Annotated in this window: 30 protein-coding genes; 14 read left to right on the top strand and 16 right to left on the bottom strand. The window is 57.9% G+C overall.

Translation table 11 applies throughout. The features are described 5' to 3' along the window. Positions 1–30: 30 nt before the first annotated feature. Positions 31–618, bottom strand: a complete 588-nt coding sequence (locus HCZ23_RS00510; protein WP_167599747.1) for a hypothetical protein — start codon at positions 616–618, stop codon at positions 31–33. Positions 619–690: 72 nt separating this feature from the next. Next, positions 691–882: a hypothetical protein gene (locus tag HCZ23_RS00505; RefSeq protein WP_167599746.1), complete on the bottom strand. Its 192-nt coding sequence runs from the start codon at positions 880–882 to the stop codon at positions 691–693. Between the two features lie 490 nt (positions 883–1,372). Here HCZ23_RS00505 and HCZ23_RS00500 point away from each other — a divergent pair, with 490 nt between their 5' ends. Next, positions 1,373–2,677, top strand: a complete 1,305-nt coding sequence (locus tag HCZ23_RS00500) for a DEAD/DEAH box helicase (RefSeq protein ID WP_167599745.1) — start codon at positions 1,373–1,375, stop codon at positions 2,675–2,677. Positions 2,678–2,739: 62 nt separating this feature from the next. Here HCZ23_RS00500 and HCZ23_RS00495 read toward each other — a convergent pair whose 3' ends face one another. Then, positions 2,740–3,198: a hypothetical protein gene (locus tag HCZ23_RS00495; protein ID WP_167599744.1), complete on the bottom strand. Its 459-nt coding sequence runs from the start codon at positions 3,196–3,198 to the stop codon at positions 2,740–2,742. A 373-nt stretch (positions 3,199–3,571) separates the two neighbouring features. Here HCZ23_RS00495 and HCZ23_RS00490 point away from each other — a divergent pair, with 373 nt between their 5' ends. Beyond that, positions 3,572–4,171: a thymidine kinase gene (locus HCZ23_RS00490; protein WP_167599743.1), complete on the top strand. Its 600-nt coding sequence runs from the start codon at positions 3,572–3,574 to the stop codon at positions 4,169–4,171. Positions 4,172–4,304: 133 nt separating this feature from the next. Here the strand turns inward: HCZ23_RS00490 and HCZ23_RS00485 are convergent, their stop codons facing one another. The 4 genes from HCZ23_RS00485 to HCZ23_RS00470 all read right to left on the bottom strand — a co-directional run bounded on the left by HCZ23_RS00485 (position 4,305) and on the right by HCZ23_RS00470 (position 6,621). Then, positions 4,305–4,658, bottom strand: coding sequence for a tRNA-binding protein (locus tag HCZ23_RS00485; protein ID WP_167599742.1), 354 nt, complete (start codon positions 4,656–4,658; stop codon positions 4,305–4,307). Continuing rightward, positions 4,655–5,458, bottom strand: a complete 804-nt coding sequence (proC, locus tag HCZ23_RS00480) for a pyrroline-5-carboxylate reductase (RefSeq protein WP_167599741.1) — start codon at positions 5,456–5,458, stop codon at positions 4,655–4,657. Before proC ends, HCZ23_RS00485 begins: the two co-directional genes overlap by 4 nt. A 109-nt stretch (positions 5,459–5,567) precedes the next feature. Next, positions 5,568–6,068 carry a YbjN domain-containing protein gene (locus HCZ23_RS00475; protein WP_167599740.1) on the bottom strand — a complete coding sequence of 167 codons (501 nt, stop codon included), beginning with the start codon at positions 6,066–6,068 and terminating at the stop codon, positions 5,568–5,570. 304 nt (positions 6,069–6,372) lie between these two features. Next, complete coding sequence (locus HCZ23_RS00470; protein ID WP_167599739.1) at positions 6,373–6,621, bottom strand: accessory factor UbiK family protein; 249 nt, start codon at positions 6,619–6,621, stop codon at positions 6,373–6,375. Positions 6,622–6,722: 101 nt separating this feature from the next. On the opposite strand from HCZ23_RS00470, the gene lgt reads away from it, so the two are divergent. From lgt to HCZ23_RS00450, 5 genes are all read left to right on the top strand, one after another. Then, positions 6,723–7,604: a prolipoprotein diacylglyceryl transferase gene (gene lgt, locus HCZ23_RS00465; RefSeq protein ID WP_167599738.1), complete on the top strand. Its 882-nt coding sequence runs from the start codon at positions 6,723–6,725 to the stop codon at positions 7,602–7,604. Then, positions 7,601–8,674, top strand: a complete 1,074-nt coding sequence (locus HCZ23_RS00460) for a class I SAM-dependent methyltransferase (protein WP_167599737.1) — start codon at positions 7,601–7,603, stop codon at positions 8,672–8,674. Before lgt ends, HCZ23_RS00460 begins: the two co-directional genes overlap by 4 nt. 5 nt (positions 8,675–8,679) lie before the next feature. Then, positions 8,680–9,438 carry a peptidoglycan editing factor PgeF gene (gene pgeF, locus HCZ23_RS00455; protein ID WP_167599736.1) on the top strand — a complete coding sequence of 253 codons (759 nt, stop codon included), beginning with the start codon at positions 8,680–8,682 and terminating at the stop codon, positions 9,436–9,438. A gap of 323 nt (positions 9,439–9,761) precedes the next feature. Beyond that, the gene (locus HCZ23_RS18185) at positions 9,762–9,893 is read left to right on the top strand and encodes a hypothetical protein (RefSeq protein WP_303048515.1); all 132 of its coding nucleotides are present in this window, start codon (positions 9,762–9,764) and stop codon (positions 9,891–9,893) included. Between the two features lie 206 nt (positions 9,894–10,099). Beyond that, positions 10,100–10,978 carry a Hint domain-containing protein gene (locus HCZ23_RS00450; RefSeq protein ID WP_167599735.1) on the top strand — a complete coding sequence of 293 codons (879 nt, stop codon included), beginning with the start codon at positions 10,100–10,102 and terminating at the stop codon, positions 10,976–10,978. 121 nt (positions 10,979–11,099) lie between these two features. Here the strand turns inward: HCZ23_RS00450 and HCZ23_RS00445 are convergent, their stop codons facing one another. Beyond that, positions 11,100–11,600, bottom strand: coding sequence for an Lrp/AsnC family transcriptional regulator (locus tag HCZ23_RS00445; protein WP_167599734.1), 501 nt, complete (start codon positions 11,598–11,600; stop codon positions 11,100–11,102). 248 nt (positions 11,601–11,848) lie between these two features. Between HCZ23_RS00445 and trxB the strand changes: the two genes are divergently transcribed. Continuing rightward, positions 11,849–12,793, top strand: a complete 945-nt coding sequence (gene trxB / locus HCZ23_RS00440) for a thioredoxin-disulfide reductase (RefSeq protein WP_167599733.1) — start codon at positions 11,849–11,851, stop codon at positions 12,791–12,793. A gap of 220 nt (positions 12,794–13,013) precedes the next feature. Then, entirely contained in the window at positions 13,014–14,726 is a 1,713-nt protein-coding gene (locus HCZ23_RS00435; protein WP_167599732.1) for a bifunctional sulfate adenylyltransferase/adenylylsulfate kinase, read from the top strand. A 75-nt stretch (positions 14,727–14,801) separates the two neighbouring features. Here the strand turns inward: HCZ23_RS00435 and HCZ23_RS00430 are convergent, their stop codons facing one another. From HCZ23_RS00430 to HCZ23_RS00420, 3 genes are all read right to left on the bottom strand, one after another. Continuing rightward, complete coding sequence (locus HCZ23_RS00430) at positions 14,802–15,284, bottom strand: cytochrome b/b6 domain-containing protein (protein WP_167599731.1); 483 nt, start codon at positions 15,282–15,284, stop codon at positions 14,802–14,804. 276 nt (positions 15,285–15,560) lie between these two features. Further along, on the bottom strand, positions 15,561–15,800 hold the full coding sequence (locus HCZ23_RS00425) for a DUF1150 family protein (protein WP_167599730.1): 240 nt from the start codon (positions 15,798–15,800) through the stop codon (positions 15,561–15,563). Between the two features lie 3 nt (positions 15,801–15,803). Further along, complete coding sequence (locus HCZ23_RS00420; RefSeq protein WP_167599729.1) at positions 15,804–16,217, bottom strand: Hsp20 family protein; 414 nt, start codon at positions 16,215–16,217, stop codon at positions 15,804–15,806. A 234-nt stretch (positions 16,218–16,451) separates the two neighbouring features. Here HCZ23_RS00420 and HCZ23_RS00415 point away from each other — a divergent pair, with 234 nt between their 5' ends. From HCZ23_RS00415 to HCZ23_RS00405, 3 genes are all read left to right on the top strand, one after another. Further along, positions 16,452–16,670, top strand: a complete 219-nt coding sequence (locus HCZ23_RS00415; protein WP_167599728.1) for a YdcH family protein — start codon at positions 16,452–16,454, stop codon at positions 16,668–16,670. Between the two features lie 192 nt (positions 16,671–16,862). Beyond that, positions 16,863–17,348, top strand: a complete 486-nt coding sequence (gene purE, locus HCZ23_RS00410; protein ID WP_167599727.1) for a 5-(carboxyamino)imidazole ribonucleotide mutase — start codon at positions 16,863–16,865, stop codon at positions 17,346–17,348. A 4-nt stretch (positions 17,349–17,352) separates the two neighbouring features. Then, positions 17,353–18,432: a 5-(carboxyamino)imidazole ribonucleotide synthase gene (locus HCZ23_RS00405; RefSeq protein WP_167599726.1), complete on the top strand. Its 1,080-nt coding sequence runs from the start codon at positions 17,353–17,355 to the stop codon at positions 18,430–18,432. A 5-nt stretch (positions 18,433–18,437) separates the two neighbouring features. On the opposite strand, the gene HCZ23_RS00400 is transcribed toward HCZ23_RS00405, so the two are convergent. The 4 genes from HCZ23_RS00400 to groES form a co-directional block, all read right to left on the bottom strand. Then, positions 18,438–18,854 carry a GNAT family N-acetyltransferase gene (locus HCZ23_RS00400; RefSeq protein ID WP_167599725.1) on the bottom strand — a complete coding sequence of 139 codons (417 nt, stop codon included), beginning with the start codon at positions 18,852–18,854 and terminating at the stop codon, positions 18,438–18,440. Between the two features lie 320 nt (positions 18,855–19,174). Beyond that, positions 19,175–19,687: a GNAT family N-acetyltransferase gene (locus HCZ23_RS00395; RefSeq protein WP_167599724.1), complete on the bottom strand. Its 513-nt coding sequence runs from the start codon at positions 19,685–19,687 to the stop codon at positions 19,175–19,177. A 242-nt stretch (positions 19,688–19,929) separates the two neighbouring features. Continuing rightward, positions 19,930–21,576, bottom strand: coding sequence for a chaperonin GroEL (gene groL, locus HCZ23_RS00390; protein ID WP_167599723.1), 1,647 nt, complete (start codon positions 21,574–21,576; stop codon positions 19,930–19,932). A gap of 48 nt (positions 21,577–21,624) precedes the next feature. Further along, positions 21,625–21,912 (bottom strand): co-chaperone GroES, encoded by a 288-nt coding sequence (gene groES / locus HCZ23_RS00385; protein ID WP_167599722.1) that lies wholly within the window; start codon positions 21,910–21,912, stop codon positions 21,625–21,627. Between the two features lie 228 nt (positions 21,913–22,140). On the opposite strand from groES, the gene HCZ23_RS00380 reads away from it, so the two are divergent. Further along, positions 22,141–22,677: an HNH endonuclease gene (locus HCZ23_RS00380; protein ID WP_167599721.1), complete on the top strand. Its 537-nt coding sequence runs from the start codon at positions 22,141–22,143 to the stop codon at positions 22,675–22,677. Here the strand turns inward: HCZ23_RS00380 and HCZ23_RS00375 are convergent. Continuing rightward, complete coding sequence (locus tag HCZ23_RS00375) at positions 22,674–23,324, bottom strand: DUF2161 domain-containing phosphodiesterase (RefSeq protein WP_175580854.1); 651 nt, start codon at positions 23,322–23,324, stop codon at positions 22,674–22,676. The two genes, HCZ23_RS00380 and HCZ23_RS00375, sit on opposite strands and share 4 nt — an antisense overlap. 106 nt (positions 23,325–23,430) lie before the next feature. Here HCZ23_RS00375 and HCZ23_RS00370 point away from each other — a divergent pair, with 106 nt between their 5' ends. Then, complete coding sequence (locus HCZ23_RS00370) at positions 23,431–24,351, top strand: manganese-dependent inorganic pyrophosphatase (protein ID WP_167599720.1); 921 nt, start codon at positions 23,431–23,433, stop codon at positions 24,349–24,351. The last annotated feature ends 108 nt before the right edge of the window (positions 24,352–24,459 follow it).

Genomic DNA, 24,459 nt, shown 5'->3' with positions numbered 1-24,459 from the left:
GCGGAACAAATTGTTCCGCCAAAACCTAATCTAACAATTTTCAAGAGCACTATTGAATTTAACTTCAAATTCAGCATCCAAAAGAAAAGCCATTTTTTCTTTTGGTACTGTCAGCATGACTTCTAATTGTTCGGGTGTGTAACGCTGTAAAAACTCTTGATCGCGCAATACTGTGCGGTATCGTCGGGGAACAGCGCTACCTAGTGCGAGAACCAGTCCCTCTTTGTCTGCGATAACATTTAACCCAGTGGAACCGTTACTAGGCGTACCTGTATCACGGCTTAAAAGCATTTCTTTGAGAGCATCAGCTCTTTGAGTTCTTTGTTTTTCTTGGTCAAAAATATGCAAGATTTCCTTAATCCAAACAATGTGTTGCCACGCTCGACTCTGATTAGTCGATACAACACAGTCATAGAGTTCAGGGTTCTCTGGAGATCGGTCTCGTTTCTTATGTCGGATCATGTACCCACGAAAATGTTCAATTTGAAGCTGCTCATCAAACGAACACACAGAAACACAACCAATCGCCAAACGCATTTCTTGGGAAATTTCATAGGGGCTCAAAAGCGTATCTTTGACTTGAAGACTTTCGATAAATCCGCGTTTGGTCTGCGTCATTGCTGTATCCAATAAAAAAGGCTCGAACTTAACGTTCGAACCTATCAAATATTGCTTATTCTGGCTCGATCTTTATTGAGCGTTTTTATTAATCAAAACACCATCTTTAATCAAGCCCATACGCTCCATGGATTGCCACAATGCGCCAGAGAGTTCTTCTACAGAAACGTCTTTTTTCGTTCCTGGCATTAATTTAACGTCAGTTACCGTGTTCTCACCAGCGAACAGCGTTTTCGCCAGATCATCAAAAGCTCTCTCAGTCATTATCTAAGATACGATTTCTCGCACTCCCCATAAAAGTTGCAGCGGCAATTACCGGCGGCACCGCTATAAGTCAACACAAAAACTTTAGCGCAACTTAGTAACAGTTACACACAAAAAAAAGCAAAAATCCCTAAAATATCATGAACACACCGTGAACGAGACGTGTTCTATGACGGCTTCAAGCACAAAAACACTAGTGCTCATGATTTATGAGAATCACCCCCGCTCTTGACTTCTCCCCCGCTCTGCCCCATTTGAGCGACATTCCTACCCCGTGCTGCCGCGTGAGCAGCCGCGTTTGACGCGCCGGGTGGAATATCGGGCGGTCTCTTTGACAGAGTGTGCCCACAGGTTCCCAACATCACGCAAGGGGTCCGGCGGAAAGACGGGGTGGGCATATGGCGCGCTCCGGAGACCTTTTCCGCGACCAACCAAGTGCCCGCGAGATGCGGGTGCGTCTAGCGTGTGGGCCTCCCACCAAAGGACAGATATGACTGATTTTTCCATGCTCGGCCTCAAGCCGAAGCTGCTCGATGTCTTGAAAGAGATCGGCATCGAGACCCCGACCCCCATTCAAGCCCGCGCCATTCCCGAAGTGATGCAGGGCCGCGATGTGATGGGCCTCGCACAAACCGGGACGGGCAAGACGCTCGCCTTTGGCCTGCCGCTCTTGCACATGTGTTACAGTGATGGCTCGAAACCCGCGCCCAAAACCGTCCGCGCGCTGATCCTGGCGCCGACCCGCGAGCTGGTGAACCAGATCGCCGACGGGCTGTTCCCTTTCATCAAGGGCTCGCATCTCAAACTCAACCGCGTCGTGGGCGGCGTCTCGATCAATGCGCAGATCAACCGTCTGGAGCGTGGGACCGATATTCTCGTCGCCACGCCGGGCCGTTTGATGGACCTCATTGATCGCAAGGCGGTGCGTCTGGACGAGACGACCTTCCTTGTCTTGGACGAGGCCGACCAGATGCTCGACATGGGCTTCATCCATGCGCTCCGTAAACTGGTGCCGATGCTGGCGAAAGAACGCCAGACCATGCTGTTCTCCGCCACCATGTCGAAAGACATGAACGAGATCGCGAAAAGCTACCTGACCTCGCCGATCCGCATCGAGGTGTCGCCTCCGGGCAAAGCCGCCGACAAGATCGACCAGGAGGTGCACTTCATCCCGCAGCCGGACAAATACGAGCTGCTGAAAGAGCTGCTTTGCGATCACTCCGACGAATTGGCGCTGGTGTTTTCCCGCACCAAACACGGCGCGGAGCGGATGGCGAAGAACCTCGTGCGTGACGGATTCGAAGCGGGCGCGATTCACGGCAATAAATCTCAGGGCCAGCGTGAGCGCACCCTGGCCGCAGCGAAATCCGGCAAGCTCAAGGTGTTGGTCGCGACCGATGTGGCCGCGCGCGGGATCGACATCCCGGCGGTGCGCCACGTCTACAACTACGAGCTGCCGAATGTGCCGGAAAACTTCGTGCACCGCATCGGGCGGACAGCGCGTGCGGGGCGTGACGGCAAGGCCGTGGCCTTCTGTTCGCCGACCGAGCTTGACGATTTTCGTGCCATCGAGAAAGTGATGAAAATCCGGATTCCGGTGGCCACCTCTGCGTCCTGGGCCGCCGATGGGATGAAGGCGGAGCCGAAGCCAAAACAGCAAGGCGGTCGTCGTGGTGGTGGTGGTCCGCGTGGCGCCAACTCAGGCGGCAAACCGCGCGCCAAACAGGGCGGAAACCCCGCTGGCAAACCGGGCGGCGCGAAAGGCCGCCCCTCTCGGCAAAGGCGCCGCGGTTAAGGTGAAGACATGAAAAAGGCGGCTCCAAAGGCCGCCTTTTTTATTTTTGGATCAACGGCTTATCAAGTGGCTTCCTGCTCAAGGTGCAGCTTCATGTTGATCAGCACCTGTTGCAGTTCAAGCGTCTCACGCAGCAGGCGCTTGGCCTCATTGATGGTGATGATCCCGTCCTCGATCGCATCCGTGTATTCGGCCATCAGCATGGCGAACCGCTGCGAAAGGGCAACCACATCGGTGTTCACACCGCCCTCTTTGGGGTGTTCATTACGTGCCGCATCATAAGACAGCGCGATGCCTTTCAACTCCGCCAAAGCGGAGGTCACATGCGGATAGCCCGCCGCCGATTCAAGCTGCGCCACGGCATCGACCGGAATGAACCGGTCCGAATGCTCATCCGCAGTGGAGTAATAGCGCCCGAGAGTCGCCTTCGACTTCCCAGTCAGCGCACATGCAGCCTCCAAACCGACGTCCTTGACCAGCGCTTCGGTGTGTTTTTTCAGATAGTTCCCAGCAGCATCCATTATGCGTGTCCCAACCCCTTACGTCGTCCATCCCATGGGGAATTCCATAAACCATTTCCCATTAAATTCCCGATTTTCGCATGACATACAAGCATATACCTGTTGTTGCGGGCGTTAGAGAGTATTCGATGCAAACACGCATCGGATCGGGTGGGAGTGTTTTTCGAGAAAACAGGTTTTATAGTTTTGGTCCCGGCACCCTCATCCCCTTTGCCGTCAGGCAAACGCCGGACATGGTCACGAGTTTTTCTCAGGCTTCCACCCGTTAGTTTCCCGCAACAGAGCCGTTGAACGGCAAGTTTTTCATATTCCTGGAGTTTTGCACGCATTGCCCGCTTGATCCCGACCTGTGTGATCTGGCACAGAACGGCGCATGGCAAAGCTCTATTTTCAATACTCGACCATGAACGCAGGCAAGTCGACCCTGCTGCTTCAGGCCTCCTACAACTACCGCGAACGCGGAATGGACACCTATCTCATCACCGCGAAACTCGACGACCGGGCGGGCGCGGGGCGCATCGCAAGCCGGATCGGCATTGGCGATGAGGCGGACACCTTCGAGGAAAACGAGAATATGTTCGCCAAGATCGAGACGCGTCTGAAAGAGGGGCCGCTGGCCTGTATCTTTATCGACGAGGCGCAGTTTCTGACCGAGGAACAGGTTTGGCAGCTGGCGCGCGTGGTCGACGATCTGAAAGTGCCGGTGATGGCCTATGGGCTGCGCGTCGATTTTCAGGGCAATCTGTTTCCCGGCTCGGCGGCGCTTTTGGCGCTGGCCGATGAGATGCGCGAAGTGCGCACGATCTGTCATTGCGGAAAAAAGGCGACCATGGTGGTGCGCATGTCTGAGAACGGCATGGTGCTGACCGAGGGGGCGCAGGTCGATATTGGCGGCAACGAACGCTATGTCTCGCTTTGCCGCAAGCACTGGCGCGAGGCGACGGGCGATCATCCTTCGTTTACGGTCTCTTAAAGACTGTGACAGGCCTTCGCGGGAATTGTGACAGGGCGTTAAGGATGTCGGTGCCGTTTATGACAGGGCGTTAACCCGTTCAGGTTCTCGTAAAAGAATGCGGCGAGAGGGCCTCGCCGCAACTCAAAAGTCCTTAGTGCAGCCGTCCGCCATTCGGCACAGACAGCCCCGGCTGGGCCAAAACAATCGCCCCCTCCGCGTCCGGGAAGCCCAAAACCAGCACCTCAGACATGAACCGCCCAATTTGACGCGGCGGGAAATTCACCACGGCCATGACCTGTTTCCCGACCAAGGTTTCGGGCGTGTAATGCACGGTGATCTGCGCGGAGGATTTCTTTTCGCCGATCTCCGGGCCAAAATCGATCCAGAGCTTGATCGCCGGTTTGCGGGCCTCCGGGTAGGGTTCCGCGCGGACCACCGTGCCCGCGCGAATATCCACCTTCAGAAAGTCGTCAAAGCTGATCTCAGCGGCTTTATCTTCGCTCATGCCAATTCCTCGTCGCGCTTGATCGCGGCCTCGACGGCGCGCTCCAGCAACGCGGGGAAGCCGGTTTCCTCATCCATCAACACGCGCAGCGCCTCGGCGGTCACGCCGCCCGGCGAGGTTACATTGATGCGCAGCTGCGCCGGGTTTTCGTCCGACATTTCAGCAAGTTGCCCGGCCCCGCCCACGGTGGCCTTGGCCAATTGCATCGCCATCTCCGCAGAGAGACCGGCCTTTTCACCTGCCGCAGCCATCACCTCGATCAGATGGAACACATAGGCCGGGCCACAGCCGGAAATCGCGGTCAGCGGGCGAATCTGCGCCTCGGTCTCAAGACGCACCACCTGCCCCACCGCTTGCAACAGGCTTTCGGCCAGGTCGACATCTTTGGCCGTCGCCACAGCATTGCCGACGATTCCGGTGATGCCGCGCCCGATGGCGGCCGGTGTGTTGGGCATAGCGCGCACGATAGGGGTTTTGTCACCCAGCATCTCTTCGTATGTCGTCAAGGTGATCCCTGCGGCCACAGAGAGGAACACCGTTGTGCCATTGCCCAGCGCCTGAAGTTTCGGAAGCGCGTCGCCCATCATCTGCGGCTTCACAGCCACCAGAACGATGGCTGGATCCTTCGGCAAATCCGTATTGAGGTTTACACCGGTGCCTTGCAGCCAATCAGAGGGATGCGGGTCGAGCACAGTGACGGAGCTGGGCGGCAAACCACCATCAAGCCAGCCTTTGAGCATCGCCGAGCCCATTTTTCCGCAGCCCAAAAGCACCAAACCGCGCGTTTTCAGATCGTCCATAATCTCGTCCCTCTCTAGCACAATAAAAAGCCCCCTGAGGGCGTCAGGGGGCACTCTATCAAGCGAGAGGCGGAGCGCAACGCACCCCGCCCTCTACATTTCTGCGCAGTTACGCGCGGCCGTAAGCCTCACGGATCGCAACATCCATCGCCTCTTCAGGCGAACGGTCAGACCAAGCGGCGAGTTGAAAGGCCGGGTAGAACCGCTCGGCGGCCCCCACGGCGGAACCGATCAGGCGATCCACCTGTTCTGCGCCCGCGACCTGACCGCCCGACAGAACGAGGCCGTAGCGATAGACCATGAGCTGTTGTTCGGGCCAGAAGGTGAAGGCGCCGGTCCAGATCTGGTCGTTGGCGCGATTGAGAATTTCGTAGATCTGCGGCAGCTTCTCCGCGGGCGGTTCCATTTCAAAGGTGCAGATCAGCCGCAGGGTCTCGTCGAAATCGGACCAGGCCAGCGTGATCGAATAGGTGCGCCACTGCCCCTCGACCGCCATGGCGATCTGGTCGTCGGCGACACGGTCGAATTCCCAGTCATTGTGCTCGCAAAGATGCTCACACAGATCGATCGGGTGAATTTCGGTAGAAAAGCTCTGCTCAATAAGCGACATACACGGGCCTCGTCTGTTTTGCGTCTGTCGTGGCGCAGCGACATCCCCCCTTTGTGACATCACGGTGGCTTCCACTAAGACTTGGTGCCTGCTCTAAGGGTCGGCGTATGCAGCACCTCCCTTACTAGATATGGTGTGACGAAAGCACCAAATCTGTAAAGCGAAATATTTATGTTATCCCCATCAATCGACAGCCATCCACAGGATGCCTGTTTTTTCCACATCCTCTCAAAGCCCGCTGTGGACAGAAAAAAAGCCCCCTGAACGGGAGCTTTTCGCGCGCATTTGAGACGGGTCGGCCGGATCAGGCTTTTGTCTCGGCCTCAAGAGCCTCGAGACGCTTTTTCAGCTCTTCGTTCTCTTCGCGGGCCTTTTGCGCCATGCCGCGCACGGCGTCGAATTCTTCGCGGGTGACGAAATCGCGATCCGCCAACCAACGGTCGACAAGGCTTTTCATCGCGGTTTCCGCCTCATCCTTGGCGCCTTGGGCCACACCCATGGCGTTGGTCATGAGTTGCGAGAAGTCATCAAGGATCTTGTTGCGAGTCTGCATGGCGGCCTCCGGCGCAGTCGTGAATGTCTGTGATCTATATGGGGCGCGAATGCACAAATCGCAAGGTTGACTTCCGCGCGCCTCTGACGACAGTTGCGCGCATGTTGAATTTGACCCCTGCCGTTCTGAATTTTCCCGACCTCTCCCCGGTGATCTTCGAGATCAATCTGGGACCGATCCACTTTGCGCTGCATTGGTATGCGCTGGCCTATATTGGCGGTTTCCTGATCGGATGGTTTCTCATCCTGCGCGCGCTGAAAACCACGCGACTTTGGGCCGATGGCACCGCGCCGATGAGCAAGGAAGAGTTCGAAGACCTGCTCACATGGCTTATTCTGGGTGTCATCGTCGGCGGGCGGCTTGGTTCCGTGCTGATTTACAATCCCGGCTATTACCTCAGCCACCCTTGGGAAATCCCGATGGTGTGGAAGGGCGGCATGGCCTTTCATGGCGGATTTCTGGGTGTTGTCGTCGCGGCGTTCATCTGGGGCCGCAAGCACAGTAAGCCCTTGTTGTCGCTGGGCGATCTCTTGGCGATGGCCACGCCTCCGGGGCTTTTGCTTGGGCGGCTCGCGAATTTCGTCAATGCCGAGCTTTGGGGCAAGCCTTGGGATGGGCCTTGGGCGGTGATATTCCCCGGCATGGAGGCGCAGGCCTGCGCCAACGTCGGTCCCTTGTGTGCCCGCCACCCCTCGCAGCTTTATGAAGCGGGGATGGAGGGGCTGATTCTCGGCACGCTGATCCTGGCCCTCGTCTGGTTCACCGGCGCCTTGAAACGTCCGGGCTTTATCATGGGGCTGTTCTTTGCGGGCTACGGTCTGTCACGTTTCATCGTTGAGTTCTTCCGTCAGGCCGACGCACAATTCATTACGGCAGAGAACCCCACCGGCGCCGTCTTCCTCGGGATGCAGATGGGGCAAATCCTGTCTCTGCCGATGATCCTCCTGGGGCTGTTCTTCATGCTCAGAGCCAAGAAAGCATGACCGCCCTCAAAGACAGTCTCACCCGCCGGATCGCGCACACCGGGCCGATCTCACTGGCCGATTATATGTCGGAATGCCTGCTGCACCCGGAGCATGGCTATTACACCACGCGCGATCCTTTGGGCGCGGCGGGCGACTTCACCACCGCGCCCGAAATCAGTCAGATGTTCGGCGAGCTTCTGGGGCTGTGTCTGGCGCAAAGCTGGCTGAGCCAAGGCGCGCGCGCGCCCTTTACGCTCGCCGAGATCGGCCCCGGACGTGGGACTTTGATGGCCGACATCTTGCGCGCCACCAAAGGCGTGCCGGGGATGCATGATGCGATGCGGGTGCATTTGATTGAGGCCTCTCCCACGCTGCGCGCCGCGCAAAGGGACCGTCTTGCGGGCTACGAGGTTACTTGGTGCGATCATGTGGCGGAGCTGCCGGACGCGCCTTTGTGGCTGATCGCCAACGAATTTTTCGACGCTCTGCCGATCCGGCAATTCACCCGCAAGGCTGAGGGCTGGGCCGAGACGCAGGTCGGACTGAAAGACGGTGCGCTAACGCTGGGCCTCTCGGCGCCCACGCCGCTGGCCGAACTGGCGCCTCGGCTTGGTGATACGACAGACGGCGATGTGGTCGAAACCTGTCCCAGTGCTGCGCCCGTCGTCACAGAGATCGCCCAGCGGATCGCCGACCATGGCGGCGCTGCGATCTTTGTCGATTATGGTGACTGGCACTCTTTGGGCGATACGTTCCAAGCGCTTGAAGCCCACGAGATGGTCGATCCCCTCGCCCGCCCCGGTCAGGCCGATCTGACCGCACATGTGGATTTCGAGGCGCTGGCTCAGGCGGCACAACGGTCAGGCGTCGTCCCGTCTCAGATGATCCCACAAGGGCTGCTTTTGGCGCGCTTGGGCATCTCAGAACGCGCGCAAGCACTTGCCGCAAAACTGAGCGGCGAGGCCTTGGAAAGCCACACCCGCGCATTTGACCGGTTGACCTCGCCCACAGAAATGGGAACCCTTTTCAAAGCGCTGGCCCTCGCCCCCAGCCCGGATAAAATGCCCCCAGGATTCGACGCGGGATAAGACATATGAACCTCGAAATCATCACCTCTGACGCGCTGGACGGCATTCAGCACGGGTTCTTCACCCGCAAGGGCGGGGCCTCGTCGGGGGTGTTTGGCGGGCTCAATTGCGGGCTGGGATCGACGGATCAGGCCGATATCGTCAAGATCAACCGCAGCCGGGCGGCGGGCGCGCTTGGGCTGAGTTATGACGATCTTTGCGCTGCGCATCAGGTGCACTCTGCCGATGTCGCCCGTGTCACCGGACCGCAAGACGGAGCGGCGCCGAAATGCGATGCGCTGGTGACCGATCAGCCTGGTCTGGCGCTTGTGATCCTGACCGCCGATTGCCAGCCGGTGCTTTTTGCCGATCCGAAAGCCGGCGTCATCGGCGCGGCGCATGCCGGATGGAAAGGCGCGATTGGCGGGGTTCTGGAGGCGACGATCGACGAGATGGAGGCCTTAGGCGCCCATCGCGAGGATATCACCGCCATCATCGGCCCGACGATTTCGCAACGCGCCTATGAGGTGGGTCCTGAATTCCTTGAGGATTTCATCGCTGAGGCGCCAGACAACGCCCGGTTCTTTGCCAACGGCGAGGGGGATCGCTATCAGTTCGACCTGCCTGCTTACGGTCTGCACCGCTTGCGGGAGGCCGGGGTCGGTCAGGCCGAATGGACCCGGCATTGCACCTATTCCGACCCGGAGCGGTTCTATTCCTATCGCCGTTCGGTGCATCGCAAAGAGGCCGATTACGGGCGACTCATTTCTCTGATCCGCCTCTGAAACCTGTTTGCAGCACGTGCTGTTTTGGGCAGGAATGCGGCACCACGCTGCCCCATTTTCGCCAGAAACAATCCTGCACCTTCCGCCTCATTGTTTTTCAGAAACCAGAATTAACCTTAATTTTCTTAAGGTTAATGCCCCTGAGCGCCCTCCCCAAAATTCCCAAAAAAATCGGCCCCAGACCCCGTCAGTTTTTCACCCCAGTCGCCGTATTTTCGCCGAAGGCCCGGGGCATGTTGTTCTCAAGTCAGAAACAGGCACCGAAACAGTGCAGGAAATGTGAGAGCAGTCCCATGAAAGCAGCCATGAAAAACCGCCGTTGGATGACATCCATGATCGCTGAGGCAAAAAAGACCGAGGTGGAGATGCCCTGGAGCCGTGGCGCACGACGTGACGCTTTCATCGCCAAGAAATCTGCCCCGGCGACCAAGCTTTCCCTGCGCGCCTCTGCCTGAACGATTCGAGACACGCGCCTCTCGCCCCGCGAGCGCGCCACAAAAGCGGCGGACTTCGCCGAAATGCGGAAACAAAGCCGGAGCAGAGCCGCAGACTGGTTCCGCCCTTAACCGTAATTCGATAAAATTTTTGACAATCCACCTCGTTTTCTGTGATCAAAGACCCACTGTTCTCGGTGGGGGCCGACACAGTCACGAGGCGTTTCATGTCGCAGCCCCATTCCGGCCCGCAAGCACTCACTCAGAGCCCCGAGTCTCTTCGCCGGAACGGTGCGGCGCGCGCCTATGTTCCGGCCAGCCCGCAGGTGCAAACCGCCTGGACCGTGCGTCGGATGCGTCCGATGGATCGGCTGGCAGATCATCAGCCGGACCGTCCCACTGCACGCCCCGCCTACACGCTGCGCCGCTATGAAATCCTCTGGCGTGCGCCCAATGGTGACATCCGCGACGACACGCTCAGCGCCCCGGCCCTGCCGCTTTTCGAGGCGGCGTTCAACGCCTTTGCCCGTGGCGCCTTGATCCCGACGCCGCAGGGCCCCGTCGCCATTGAGGATCTCTTGCCGGGCGATCTGATCGAAACCGTGGACAATGGGGTGCAACGCGTCGACTGGATCGGCGCAATGATGTTGGACCCGAAAGGCACACGCAGCCCGGAGGCCAAGCCCGAGAGGCTCTATCGCGTCATGGCGGATGCTTTCGGACTGGGCCGTCCTGCCCCCGATCTGATGTTGGGCGCCGGTGCGCGGTCGCTGCTGCGCGCGGATGCGTTGAAAGCCACCTATGGCACCTCGCAGGCGATGGCCCCGGTGCCAAGCCTCGTCGATGGCATGTCCGTGATCGAGGTGACGCCGATCTCCTCGGTGCGCAGCTATCACATCGGTCTTGCCCGCCATAGCCTCTTGCGCGTCAACGGTGTCGAGCTTGAGAGCTATCATCCGGGCACCGCGGCCGCCGGTCAGTTGCAGGGCGATCTGCGTGGGCGATTCATGGCGCTGTTCCCGCATCTCGACGGCTTGGGCGATTTCGGCGCGATGGCACAGCTGCGCTTGACGCCCACGGATATGCTGGAACTGACGTTCCGGTAGGATTTCAGCCGACCGATGACCTGTCCCTCCATCGGTCTTCCACGAAAAACGGCCCAGCCAGAAGGCGGGCCGTTTTTTATATTTGAAACCTGATGTTAGGCCTTCACTTTAGGCGTAGACCTCAAGCATTCTGGGCCAAGCGCGCTTCGAGCACTTCAAAGGGCACTCCCGGCTCGTCTTTCGCGCCCCGGATCACCAGCGATGTCTTCACGCTTGCGACATTCTCCGTCGACAGCAACTCGCCGGTCAGAAAGCTCTGGAAGGTCGAGAGGTCCGGCGCCACGCATTTGAGGATGAAATCAACCTCGCCGTTCAGCATGTGGCATTCGCGCACCAGCGGCCAGTCCTGACATTTCGCTTCGAATTTCGACAGATCGACCTCGGCCTGGCTTTGCAGACCGACCATGGCAAAGACCTGCACCTCAAAGTTCAGCGCGCGGGCATCGACCACGGCGTGATAGCCCTTGATATAGCCGCTCTCTTCCAAAGTGCGCACCCGACGCAGGCACGGCGGCGCGGAAATGCCGACGCGTTTCGCCAGTTCCACGTTGGTCATGCGGCCGTCTGCCTGCAGTTCGGCCAAAATTTTGCGATCGATCTCGTCGAGTTTATGAGAGGGCATCTGTTTTCCCGAAGCCTTGGCCAAAGCGGCGTAAATTCCAACAAATGCGCAAAGCGGTCTCTGCGCGCAACATTCTTTCTCATTTTGGCAAGAAAGTTTCAAGAGCATTTCGCATACGCGCAGCGCCTTGCGCCAATCCGCGCTTATTTTTTCACCACCGCTGTGCAGCACAGGGGGGTTTGATAAGCGGGAGCCGCGTGTCTATATCGGTGCCGACATAAAAGACAACATGAAAAGGGTCCCGGATCATGGCGGACACGAAACATACCAAAGTTCTGATCATAGGCTCGGGTCCTGCGGGCTACACGGCGGGCGTCTATGCGGCGCGCGCGATGCTGTCTCCGATCCTTGTGCAGGGCATGGAGCCGGGCGGGCAATTGACCACCACGACCGAGGTCGAAAACTTTCCGGGCTTCACCGAGGTGCAGGGCCCAGAGTTGATGGTGAAGATGGAAGAGCACGCCCGCGCGATGGGCACCGAGATCATCTCTGACCTGATCGTCGAGTTGGACACCGACAGTCGGCCCTTTGTGGCCAAAGGCGACAGCGGCACGATCTACACGGCGGATGCGGTGATCCTTGCCACCGGTGCGCGGGCGAAATGGCTGAACCTGCCGACCGAGGAAGCCTTCAAGGGCTATGGCGTTTCGGCCTGTGCGACCTGTGACGGGTTCTTTTACCGCAATATGGAAATCGTTGTGGTCGGCGGCGGCAACACGGCGGTCGAAGAAGCTTTGTTCCTGACCAACTTTGCCTCGAAAGTGACGCTGATCCACCGCCGCGATGAATTGCGGGCCGAGAAGATCCTGATCGACCGTTTGATGAAGAACGAAAAGATTCATCCGCTCTGGGACAGCGAACTGGTCGAGGTCTACGGTGACGAGGCGCCGATGAAGGGCGTGAACGGCGTGAAAGTGAAAAACGTCAAGACCGGCGAGATCACCGACATTGCCGCCAAAGGCGTGTTCATCGCCATCGGCCACGCGCCCGCGACCGAGCTGGTGAAGGACAAGGTCGAGATGCACCACGGCGGCTACGTCAAGGTCAATCCCGGCACCACCGAGACCTCCATCCCAGGCATTTTTGCCGCGGGCGATCTGACGGATCACAAATATCGTCAGGCTGTGACCTCGGCGGGCATGGGCTGTATGGCGGCTTTGGACGCGGAACATTGGCTGGCTGCACAAGAATAAGCCCCTATGGCGAAACAAAGGACCAGTTTTGTCGCAATTGGACGAACAGAGTTCTTGATAGCTGAAAAAAGTGAGGCCCACGGGCCTCATTTTTGTTTCGGCAGCGCCACCAGTGTTGAATTGACTCGTTAAAAAAGGCTACTCCGACAGGAGTGCGATGCCGCTTTGCAGCATCGTGTTTACATCGTTGAACCGTTCCTGCCACAAAAAGGCGATTTGCATGGCCGAAAATCTTGCCCCGATCCCCGAGCTTTACGTCTCTTACGAAAGCGCACAGAAACTCAAGGTCGAGGCAGCGGACCTCGTCAGCTGGGACCTCTCCCCGCGTCAGATTTGCGATCTCGAATTGCTGATGAACGGCGGGTTCAACCCGCTCAAAGGCTTCCTCTCGGAAGAGGATTACAATGGCGTCGTCAATGACATGCGCCTCGCGGACGGCTCGCTCTGGCCGATGCCGATCACGCTCGATGTGTCCGAAGACTTCGCCGCCTCCCTCAAAGAGGGTCAGGACATCGCACTGCGTGACCAAGAGGGTGTGATCCTCGCCACCATGACTGTCACCGACAATTGGGTGCCGAACAAATCGCTCGAAGCCGAGAAAGTTTTTGGCGCCGATGACGACAAACACCCGGCGGTCAACTACCTGCACAACACGGCGGGCAAGGTCTACCTCGGCGGTCCGATCACCGGCATCCAACAGCCGGTGCATTACGATTTCCGCGCCCGTCGCGACACGCCCAACGAGCTGCGCGCCTATTTCCGCAAACTGGGCTGGCGCCGCGTCGTGGCCTTCCAGACCCGCAACCCGCTGCACCGCGCGCACCAGGAACTGACCTTCCGCGCCGCGAAAGAAGCGCAGGCCAACCTTTTGATCCATCCGGTCGTCGGCATGACCAAGCCGGGCGATGTGGACCACTTCACCCGCGTGCGCTGCTACGAGGCCGTGCTCGACAAATACCCGCAGTCCACCACCACCATGAGCCTCCTGCCGCTCGCCATGCGTATGGCGGGCCCGCGTGAGGCCGTGTGGCATGGTCTGATCCGTAAAAACTACGGCTGCTCCCACTTCATCGTCGGCCGCGACCACGCCGGTCCGGGGTCCAACTCCAAGGGCGAAGATTTCTACGGCCCCTATGATGCACAGGACCTGTTCCGCAAGCACCAGGAAGAAATGGGCATCGAGATGGTGGACTTCAAACACATGGTTTGGGTTCAGGAACGGGCGCAATACGAAGCCATCGACGAGATCGAGGACAAGGATAAGATCACCATCCTCAACATTTCCGGCACCGAACTGCGTCGCCGTCTGGCCGAAGGTCTTGAGATCCCCGAGTGGTTCTCCTTCCCCGAGGTGGTGAAAGAGCTGCGCCGCACCAAACCGCCGCGCTCCAAACAGGGGTTCACCGTGTTCTTCACCGGTTTCTCCGGCTCCGGCAAATCCACCATTGCGAACGCTCTGATGGTCAAACTGATGGAGATGGGTGGCCGTCCGGTGACGCTCCTCGATGGTGACATCGTGCGTAAAAACCTGTCCTCCGAGCTGGGCTTTTCGAAAGAGCACCGCGATCTCAACATCCGCCGCATCGGTTACGTGGCGTCCGAGATCACCAAGAACGGCGGCATCGCCATCTGTGCGCCGATCGCGCCCTATGCGACCACCCGTCGTGCGGTGCGTGAGGATGTCGAAAACTTTGGCGCCTTTGTCGAAGTGCACGTCGCCACCTCCATCGAGGAATGCGAAAAGCGGGATCGCAAAGGGCTCTACAAGCTCGCGCGCGAAGGCAAGATTAAGGAATTCACCGGCATCTCCGATCCTTACGATGTGCCTGAGAACCCGGAGCTGCGTGTCGAGACCGAAGGTCATGATGTGGACAACTGCGCCCATCAGGTCATTCTGAAACTCGAAAGCATGGGCCTGATAGCCGCGCATTAAGCCGGTTAAGACCTCCAGACTCAAAAAAAGCCCCGGCCATGTGGTCGGGGCTTTTTCGTTGCGCTGCACGGGATCTCAGTGCGGCGCCATACGTTTCAATAGGTTATCTTTCAGAATGAACTGGTGATACAGCGCCGCCGCAACATGGGCGAAGATGAGGAACAATGTCAGGTTCACCAGCACCTCATGCACGTCGCCCGCCTCATGGAGCCCAAGGAACCAGGCCGCGCCCCCTGCCGCAGGCGTCGCGATCATCGCGGCATAGAGCAGCCAATGCACCCCATGGGCGGCCTTTTCCATCAGCGGATGCGGTGCGGGCGGCAGCGCAGGCGCCCCCTGGATCAGCCGCACCACAAGGCGCAGGAGCATCAGCACCAGCGTCGCGACACCGACGATGACGTGCAGTTGGGCGGTCAAATTGTCGTTCGCCCCGGTTTCAAGAAATGTCCGCAGCGCCCGGCCCATGCCGTCGGAGACCACGTAATTAAAAGCAAAGGTCAGCACCACCGCCCAGTGCAGGAGCTTTTGCAGCCCGCTGTAGGATTGGGAGATTTTCACCGGAGTTTTCACCGAAGTATTCATCGTCTCTCGCTTTCTGGCTGGCATTCGGGGCTTTGGCCCCTTGGGATCGATGACCGAGACCTAGGCCCGCCCCCGCCCCGGTGCAAATGCGTTCAGGGTGGAAAACACCGCTCTATAACCTGAGTTTAGTCTGAAAACGGGCCCATTGAGGGACACGGCCATACCCCGCAAAGAAAAAGAGCGGCCCCATCGGAACCGCTCTCAAACAAAGAGACATCTCTTTGGGCGCAGATCACGCCCGAGATTGTCACATCAATGCACGTTCACCGGCGCGAAATCATGTTCGCGGGCAATCGCAAAGGCCAGAGGCAGATTGGCCACCAGTGCCAACCGCGTGCCCTCCGCGTCATTGACGGAATAGATGTGATCCAGCCCTTCGACCTGATCCTGCACCTCTTCGGGCAGCTCAGAGACGGCGACCGGGCGCACATAGGCGATTTTGACCTCCTGAGTCTCTTCTCCAAACGGCAAATTCGGATAGCGCGTGTTCATGTCTTATCCTTTCCTGATCTGGATGGTTTGCACGACGGTTTCGGGTTCCGCGCGGGTCAGGTCGATGTGCAACAAACCGTTTTCCATCGACGCGCCGCTGACCTCGACCCCGTCGGCCAGCACGAAAGAGCGCTGAAATTGTCGCCCGGCGATGCCACGATGCAAAAAGACGCGTTCGCCGGTCTCCTCCGGCATCCGTCCACGCACGACCAATTGCCGGTCTTCGAGCGTGATCGCCAGATCGCCCTCGGAAAACCCCGCGACGGCCAGCGTGATGCGGTATTCGTTCGCCGAGGATTGTTCAATGTTATAGGGCGGATAGCCCCCGGCGTCGGTCTTCGCCGTGCGCTCCACCAGACGTTCCAACTGATCGAACCCCAGAAGGAAAGGATGGGCGCCAAAACTCACTTTCGTCATCTACACGTCCTTTTCGAAGCGACTGTGTTGTGTCTTGGGTCCCGAAACCGGCAACCCTTTCTATATGATATGGGCAACAGACCCCTGGGGTTCAAGTGCCCTTACGTTGCGCCAAACGAGAGCGTTCAGAACGCTTTGAGTTTTTCGACTTTGCGGCTAAGCTCAGGGGACCTGTCGGGCCGCGCGCATGCTGAGTCTGTCAGGTCCATTGCAAACAATGACAGAGACAACGCGATGAACGTGTCCAACCGTATGGATCATCTGGATGTGCTTCGGGTCAAACTCGAAATGCTCAAACGCGAACACCGCGATCTCGATGCGGCCATTGATGCGATGCAGGAAACCGGGCACCTCGACGCCCTGCGGCTTCAGCGGATGAAAAAGCAAAAGCTGGCGCTCAAGGACCGGATCGCCCTGCTCGAAGATCAAATCACCCCCGACATCATTGCCTAAAGTGTTCCTGCTTAAACCTGTTTCCGGGTTTGATCAGAAACGCGGTGCAATGTCGAAACAGAGCGTGCGTTTCGGCTTTATGTGATAGATCAAGTTAAAATCGAAACGCTTTAAACCCACGCCTAAACGTTGCGTCACGCAGCACTTCAGTTATAAGGCGGGAAAGCGACACTTTCCCGGGAGATCAGCCATATGAGCGTCGAAGTCGGCATCATCATGGGCAGCCAGTCGGACTGGCCCACCATGAAACGCGCAGCGGAAATTCTGGATGAGCTGGGTGTGGCTTACGAGGCGAAAATCGTCTCCGCCCACCGCACGCCGGATCGCCTTTGGACCTATGGCAAAGAGGCCGCCGGGCGCGGTCTCAAGGTGATCATCGCGGGCGCCGGTGGCGCTGCGCATTTGCCGGGCATGATGGCCTCCAAGACCCGCGTGCCGGTGATCGGCGTGCCGGTCCAGACCCGCGCGCTGTCCGGTGTCGACAGCCTCTATTCCATCGTCCAGATGCCGAAAGGTTTCCCGGTTGCCACCATGGCGATTGGCGAGGCGGGCGCTGCAAATGCGGGCCTGATGGCCGCTAGCATTCTGGCGATCCATGATCCCGCTTTGGCAGATCGCCTCGATGCCTGGCGCGAGGCCCTGTCCGCCTCTATCCCTGACGAACCGATTGATGAGTGACGCCATGACTGACGTGCAAACGCTTGCCCCGAATGCAACCATCGGCATTCTCGGCGGAGGTCAGCTTGGCCGGATGCTTTCTGTGGCGGCGTCTCGCCTCGGGTTCAAAACCTGCATCTTCGAGCCGGGCGGTGACTGCCCCGCCTCTCATGTCGCGAATTACCATTTTCAAGCCAGCTATGAGGACGAAGAGGCGCTCAAAAAATTCGCCGCCTCCGTCGATGTGGTGACCTATGAGTTCGAAAACGTGCCGACCTCGGCGCTCGATCTCATCGAATCCCTCGTGCCGATCCGCCCGAACCGCAAGGCGCTGGCCGTGTCGCAGGACCGTCTGATCGAGAAGAACTTCCTCTCCGAGCTGGGCCTGCAAGTGGCGCCCTTCGCCGCCGTGGACGACGATGTCGATCTCGCCGAAGCTCTGCTGGAGATTGGCGCCCCCGCGATCCTGAAGACCCGTCGTTTCGGCTATGACGGCAAGGGTCAGGCTCGGATCATGGATCTGCCCGAGGCCGATCAGGCGCTGGCCGATATGGCCGGTGCGCCCGCCATTCTCGAAGGCTTTGTCGATTTCTCCCATGAGGTCTCGGTGATTGCCGCGCGCGGTCAGGCGGGGGATATCTCGTGCTTTGATCCCGGCGAAAACGTGCACAAATCCGGCATTCTGCACACCACGACGGTCCCTGCCCGCCTGACGCCCGCGCAGCGCACCGATGCGGTGTTACTCGCAGCCAAGATCCTGAATGCGTTGGATTATGTTGGCGTCATAGGCGTCGAGTTGTTCGTCACACCGAGCGGTCTGGTCGTCAACGAGATCGCGCCCCGCGTGCACAATTCCGGCCATTGGACACAGAACGGCTGTGTCATCGACCAGTTCGAACAGCATATTCGCGCCGTAGCGGGCTGGCCCTTGGGCGATGGCAAACGCCATTCCAATGTCGAGATGCTGAACCTCATTGGCGACGATGTCGACCGCATCCCGGAATTCGCCAAGGACGGCTCCGTCGCGATCCACCTCTATGGCAAAGCCGAGGTCAAAGCGGGCCGCAAGATGGGTCATGTGAACAAGATCACGGGCGCCGCCTAGCCCACCTATGGGGCCTTTGCGGCCTGCGCCACAGCATCAGGATAGATGACGCGCTGCAAATCCTGCGGCGCGTTGTCATCAAGATAGGTGATTTGCGTTCTTTCCCGCCCGAACGGCAGAATGATGTTTTGTCCCGCAATGGGCGCAAAACCCAGAGGGGTATAAAACTCCGGAGAGCCGACAACGACGATAGCCTGTGCCCCATGCTCGCGTGCAAATTCGAGCGACTTACGGATCATGTAGGCATCGGCATCCTTTTGACGCCACGCCGAAGACACTGCAACGATCGCAAGGTTCCACCAGTTGTCCGGCGATTTCAATTTTGCAAAAGCAAGATAGCCGAAAAGATCGTCCCCTTTGCAGGCCACGCATTCCATCGCGATATCTTGATCCAGGCGCAGCTGCTGCACCATATGAAACATGCCCGAACCTTGGAAATATCCATCCAGAAGCACAGACACAGCGAGATCGTCCCCCGACTCAAAATGTCTAATTCTCATACTCAATTCACATAAATATCACCGGCCCCAAACAAACGGGACGCGGAGCAACTCCAAAACCGTTTCCGACATGCAAACGCACCAAGTCACTGCCGCATGTCACCTCACCAATACTTGAATATGAAAATACTTAGTAAACACTCAATGCTGAAGCTAGGTAAAGTCGAAAAACACAACCTTAGCGCGTCAAGGGCGAATAAGAACACACGCAAGATGCGTTTTATGCCTAAATACCGAGCGTATCAGCCGCTTATCGCGTCCACAAATTTGCCATATGCTGTGGGATAGATGAGTTCATTGCGACTCATTCCGGTGCCTGGCGCAATCGGATAGAGCGAGGTGTGCTCCTTGAGAAAAGGCGTCTCAAGATTGCTCGCCGCCAGTTTGGAAAAGCCGACGCGGGAAAAATATTTCGGGTCTCCGACAACGACCACCGCCTTGGCGCCTTCGCGGCGCGCGTGCTCCATGCCGCGCACCACCAATTCCCGGCCCATGCCGCGTTTGTGATAGATCGGAGAGACAGCAAGAATAGACAGGGCCCACCAGTCCTGAGGCAGCGTCATGCGCGCGCAGCAGATATAGCCCAGAATGGTCTCGTTCTCATAGGCGACCCGCTCCATCGCGACGGAACCTTCTTCGCGCAGGCATTGTGCCAAACGGTACATATCCGAATTGCCAAATGTCGTATCCAAAAGCACGGACACCGCAATATCGTCGTCAGTGGAAAGGGCGCGTAGGTGCATACCATCACTCATCAACAAGCTTTTTAAAAACATTGCAGGTGCAGAAAAACGATAGCAAGGCAGAAATGCGCCGATTTTGCACATCCTTGTAAAATAGAGGCTTACGGCCTTTTTTTGGGCAAAATCACCGGTTCACACAGATATTGCCGATCTGTCCGACGTATTTTCAGGTGCAGAGACGAAAAAGGGCCGCCCTTAACGGCGACCCTTTCGATTTTTGAGCCAGTCGGCTGATCACATCTCTTGCGAGATGATTACATCATGCCGCCCATGCCACCCATGCCACCCATGTCGGGCATACCGGCGCCAGCGCCGCCGTCTTTCGACGGTTTGTCGGCAACCATGGCTTCGGTGGTGATCAGCAGGCCCGCGATGGAGGCTGCGTCTTCCAGAGCGGTGCGGGTCACTTTGGCCGGGTCGATCACGCCGAATTTGAACATGTCGCCATATTCTTCGGTTTGAGCGTTGAAGCCGAAGGCCAGATCGTCGGACTCGCGGACTTTGCCAGCCACGACAGCGCCGTCGACGCCTGCGTTTTCTGCGATCTGACGCAGCGGAGCTTCGATGGCTTTCTTCACGATGTGAATGCCTGCGTCCTGGTCAGCGTTCGCACCGGTGAGACCTTCGAGCGACTTGCCGGCCTGAACCAGAGCCACACCGCCGCCCACGACGATGCCTTCTTGCACGGCAGCGCGGGTTGCGTTGAGAGCATCGTCCACACGGTCTTTGCGTTCTTTCACTTCCACTTCGGTCAGACCGCCAACGCGGATCACGGCAACGCCGCCAGCCAGTTTGGCAACACGTTCTTGCAGTTTCTCACGGTCGTAATCAGAGGTGGTTTCTTCGATCTGGGTGCGGATCTGAGCCACGCGGGCTTCGATCTCTGCCTTCTCGCCAGCGCCGTCGACGATGGTGGTTTCGTCTTTGGTGATGGAGATTTTCTTGGCGGAGCCGAGCATGTCCATGGTGACGTTTTCGAGCTTCATGCCGAGATCTTCGGAGATCACCTGACCGCCGGTGAGGATCGCGATGTCTTGCAGCATGGCTTTACGACGATCGCCAAAGCCCGGTGCTTTGACAGCCGCAATTTTCAGGCCGCCGCGCAGTTTGTTGACCACGAGGGTCGCCAGCGCTTCGCCTTCCACGTCCTCAGCAATGATGAGGAGCGGTTTCTGGGACTGGATGACCTGCTCGAGGAGCGGCACCATCGGCTGCAGAGAAGAGAGTTTCTTCTCGTGCAGGAGCACGATGCAGTCGTCCAGCTCGGCAATCATCTTGTCCGGGTTGGTCACGAAGTACGGCGACAGGTAGCCACGGTCGAACTGCATGCCTTCGACCACGGTGGTCTCGGTTTCCATGCCTTTGTTCTCTTCGACGGTGATCACGCCGTCGTTGCCGACTTTCTGCATCGCGTCTGCGATTTGCTGACCGATTTCGGCTTCGCCGTTGGCAGAAATCGTGCCGACTTGGGCGACTTCAGCGGAATCGTTCACCGGACGGGCAGCCGCTTTGATCGCTTCGACGACTTTGAGGGTCGCGAGGTCGATGCCGCGTTTCAGGTCCATCGGGTTCAGACCGGCAGCAACCTGCTTGAGGCCTTCTTTGATGATGGCCTGAGCCAGAACGGTGGCGGTGGTGGTGCCGTCGCCGGCTTCGTCGTTGGTGCGGGAAGCGACTTCCTTCACCATCTGCGCGCCCATGTTTTCGAACTTGTCTTCGAGCTCGATCTCTTTGGCCACGGACACACCGTCTTTGGTGATGCGCGGGGCGCCGAAGGATTTGTCGAGGACCACGTTGCGGCCTTTGGGGCCGAGGGTCACTTTCACAGCATCGGCGAGGACGTTCACGCCTTTGAGCATGCGGTTGCGTGCATCGACGTCAAACTTGACTTCTTTAGCCATTGTTCACTCCATAAATTGGGTTGATGTGGGTCGGTCTCAGGCGTTCGCTCAGGCGATGATGCCGAGGATGTCCGACTCTTTCATGATGAGAAGCTCTTTGCCGTCCACGGTGATTTCCGTGCCGGACCATTTGCCAAAGAGGACGATGTCGCCTTCTTTGACGGAGGGAGCGATCAGCTCGCCGCTGTCTTTGCGAGCGCCTTCGCCCACGGCAACGACTTTGCCTTCGGCGGGCTTTTCTTTTGCGCTATCGGGGATGATGAGACCACCTGCGGTCTTTTCTTCGCTCTCAACACGTTCGACCACAACGCGGTCGTGCAGCGGTTTGAATGCCATCTTCGAGGCTCCTTCGCTCAAAGTTTCTGTTTTCGTCCACCCTCTGAGGGGGCGGGGTAAATCAATCGTTAGCACTCACCTCGGGAGAGTGACAACGACGCATAGTTAGGAAGGTGACGGTGGTGAGTCAACAGGGGAGTTGGGGAAAAATAATTCACGCATCATCGCGCGAAGTAGTCGCTCATAAATTTATGTTGGTTTTCACAAAAGAGGCCTTAAAAAAGAAAAATGAAAGCATATGACATCAAGAAATACTTAAAAAGCTCCCGAATTATGGGGCGCAAAAGCACCTTCTCAAACGCCTTCGCGTCTGCTCTCGCACCTTTCGACGAATACTCCGAAAGCACAGTCAATTCGAGTATAACGGATTTAGGGCAAAATCCCGAAGATGAATTGACCTGTGTGTATTGCGACGCTCCTGCTGCGACGTGGGATCATGTGTTCAACAGAGTGATTGCAGGAGAGTTTTCAGGCTACGGACATCGCATACGAAATCTTGTTCCTTCATGCCGAACCTGCAACGAACGAAAAGGCAAAAAGAATTGGCGTGATTTTATAATTCATGAAGGGCGCCCTAACCTTGAAAATCGTATAGCGAGAATGGAAAAGTTTTTGAGTGCCGATGAAGCCAGACCAACGACAATGGATGACATTCGAAACGCGGCGCAACCAGAATTGGACCGTTTTCTTGAAATTCGCTCCGAAGTTTTTCGCTTGCTTGAAGAGGCCGACGCCGTTGCAAAAAGCATTCGTCAAAAGCTCTAAAAGGCCGTAAGCCGCTCGTTTTGCTGCACCCCATAAACCCCCACCTCAACCTTCTCAAACCACCCATAATGATTATCCCGCATCATCCGGGTGGCGTGTTTGACGCCTGTGGCCTTGGCCACCTCCGCCCCCTTCGATGGCCCGTTCTCCAACAAATACGCCCGGCATTTCTCCGCGTCCTGACGGTAGGCGGTCACGCGGCCACCGGCTTTTGAGCCGCCCAGATTGGGGTCCCCCTCTCGGCGCGCGAACTCGGCCAAGAGCTTTTCCGTCTTCGCCTTGTTCTTGCGCGGAACAAAAGCGCGCGGGTCATGGTGCACCTGCACCGAACCTTCCACCACATTCACCGAAATCACCCCAAGCCCCAGCCGTTTGCACAGCCCAAGGTTCCCCTTGAACATCCGCCAGCCCGCCTTGCCCTTCCATCGCGGCACGGCGAGGTAGACGTGATCGCTCAGCGCCTGTCGCGCGGTGCCTTGTTGCAAAAGCTGGAGGGTAAAGCCGGTTTTCAGCTCGATGATGACGGGCACACCGTCTTTCACCGCCACCACATCCGCGTCCCGCACCTCTGCTTTCACCACATAACCCAGCGCCTCGAAATGCGCTTTCACGGGAAGGTAGAGATCGGTTTCGCGGATGGTAGCCATGCGATAAGTGTTACAGCCATCCCGTGAGCGCTCGCAAGGCGTGACAAGTCGTGCTGCACTGCCTATAAGGCCCGCAAAACGACCATTCACGAAGGACAGCCCCCTTATGACCACGCTTGTTTTCGGCCACAAATCCCCCGACACCGATTCCACCGGCTCCCCGCTCATCTGGGCGTGGTATCTGAACGAAGTCAAAGGCGTCGACGCCAAAGCCGTCCTGCTGGGCGAGCCGAACACCGAAGCCGCTTTCGTCATCGAGAAATGGGGTTTCGACAAACCGGAAAGCATCTCCGAAGTCGCAGAAGGCCAGGACGTCGTCATCGTCGACACCAACAACCCGGCTGAACTGCCCGACGCGATCAACGACGCCAATGTCACCGCGATCATCGACCACCACAAACTCGTGGGCGGTCTCGAGACCAAAGGTCCGATCGACATCACCATCCGTCCGCTCGCCTGCACCGCCACCATCATGTACGACCTGATGGGCGACGATGCCGACAAGATGCCCGACAACATCAAAGGCGCGATGCTGTCCTGCATCCTCTCCGACACGCTGGAATTCCGCAGCCCGACCACCACCGACGTGGACAAGGCGCTGGCCGAGAAACTGGCCTCCGAGCTGAACATCAATCTCGGCCAATACGCGTCCGAAATGTTCGAAGCCAAATCCGACATTTCCGCCTTCTCGGATGCCGAGCTGATCCGTATGGACTCGAAAGAATACGAAGTCGACGGCACCAAATTCCGCGTCTCCGTTCTGGAAACCACCGCGCCGAAACTCGTGCTCGACCGCAAAGCGTCGATCATGGAGAGCTTCAAAGCCGTTGAGGCCGAGGACGGTGTCGATCAGGTTCTCCTCTTCGTCGTCGACATCCTGAACGAAGAAGCCACCTTCTTCACCCCGAACGATCTGTGCAAAACCGTGGCCGAGAAATCTTTCGGCGCGACCGTTGAGGGCGACAGCGTCGTTCTGCCGGGCATCATGTCCCGCAAGAAACAGATCATCCCGAACCTCAAAGTCTGATCGACTTTTCCGGTTTTATGAGCTTTGAAAGGGGTGCGGGAAACCGCGCTCCTTTTTTTGTTTGGTTGTGTCATGTCGTCAAAGTCCCGCCCGCTCCCGCTGAAACTC

It is taken from the genome of Celeribacter sp. HF31 (assembly GCF_011806455.1).
Taxonomy (GTDB): Bacteria; Pseudomonadota; Alphaproteobacteria; order Rhodobacterales; family Rhodobacteraceae; genus Celeribacter.
This window is presented reverse-complemented; position numbering and strand designations above follow the sequence as displayed.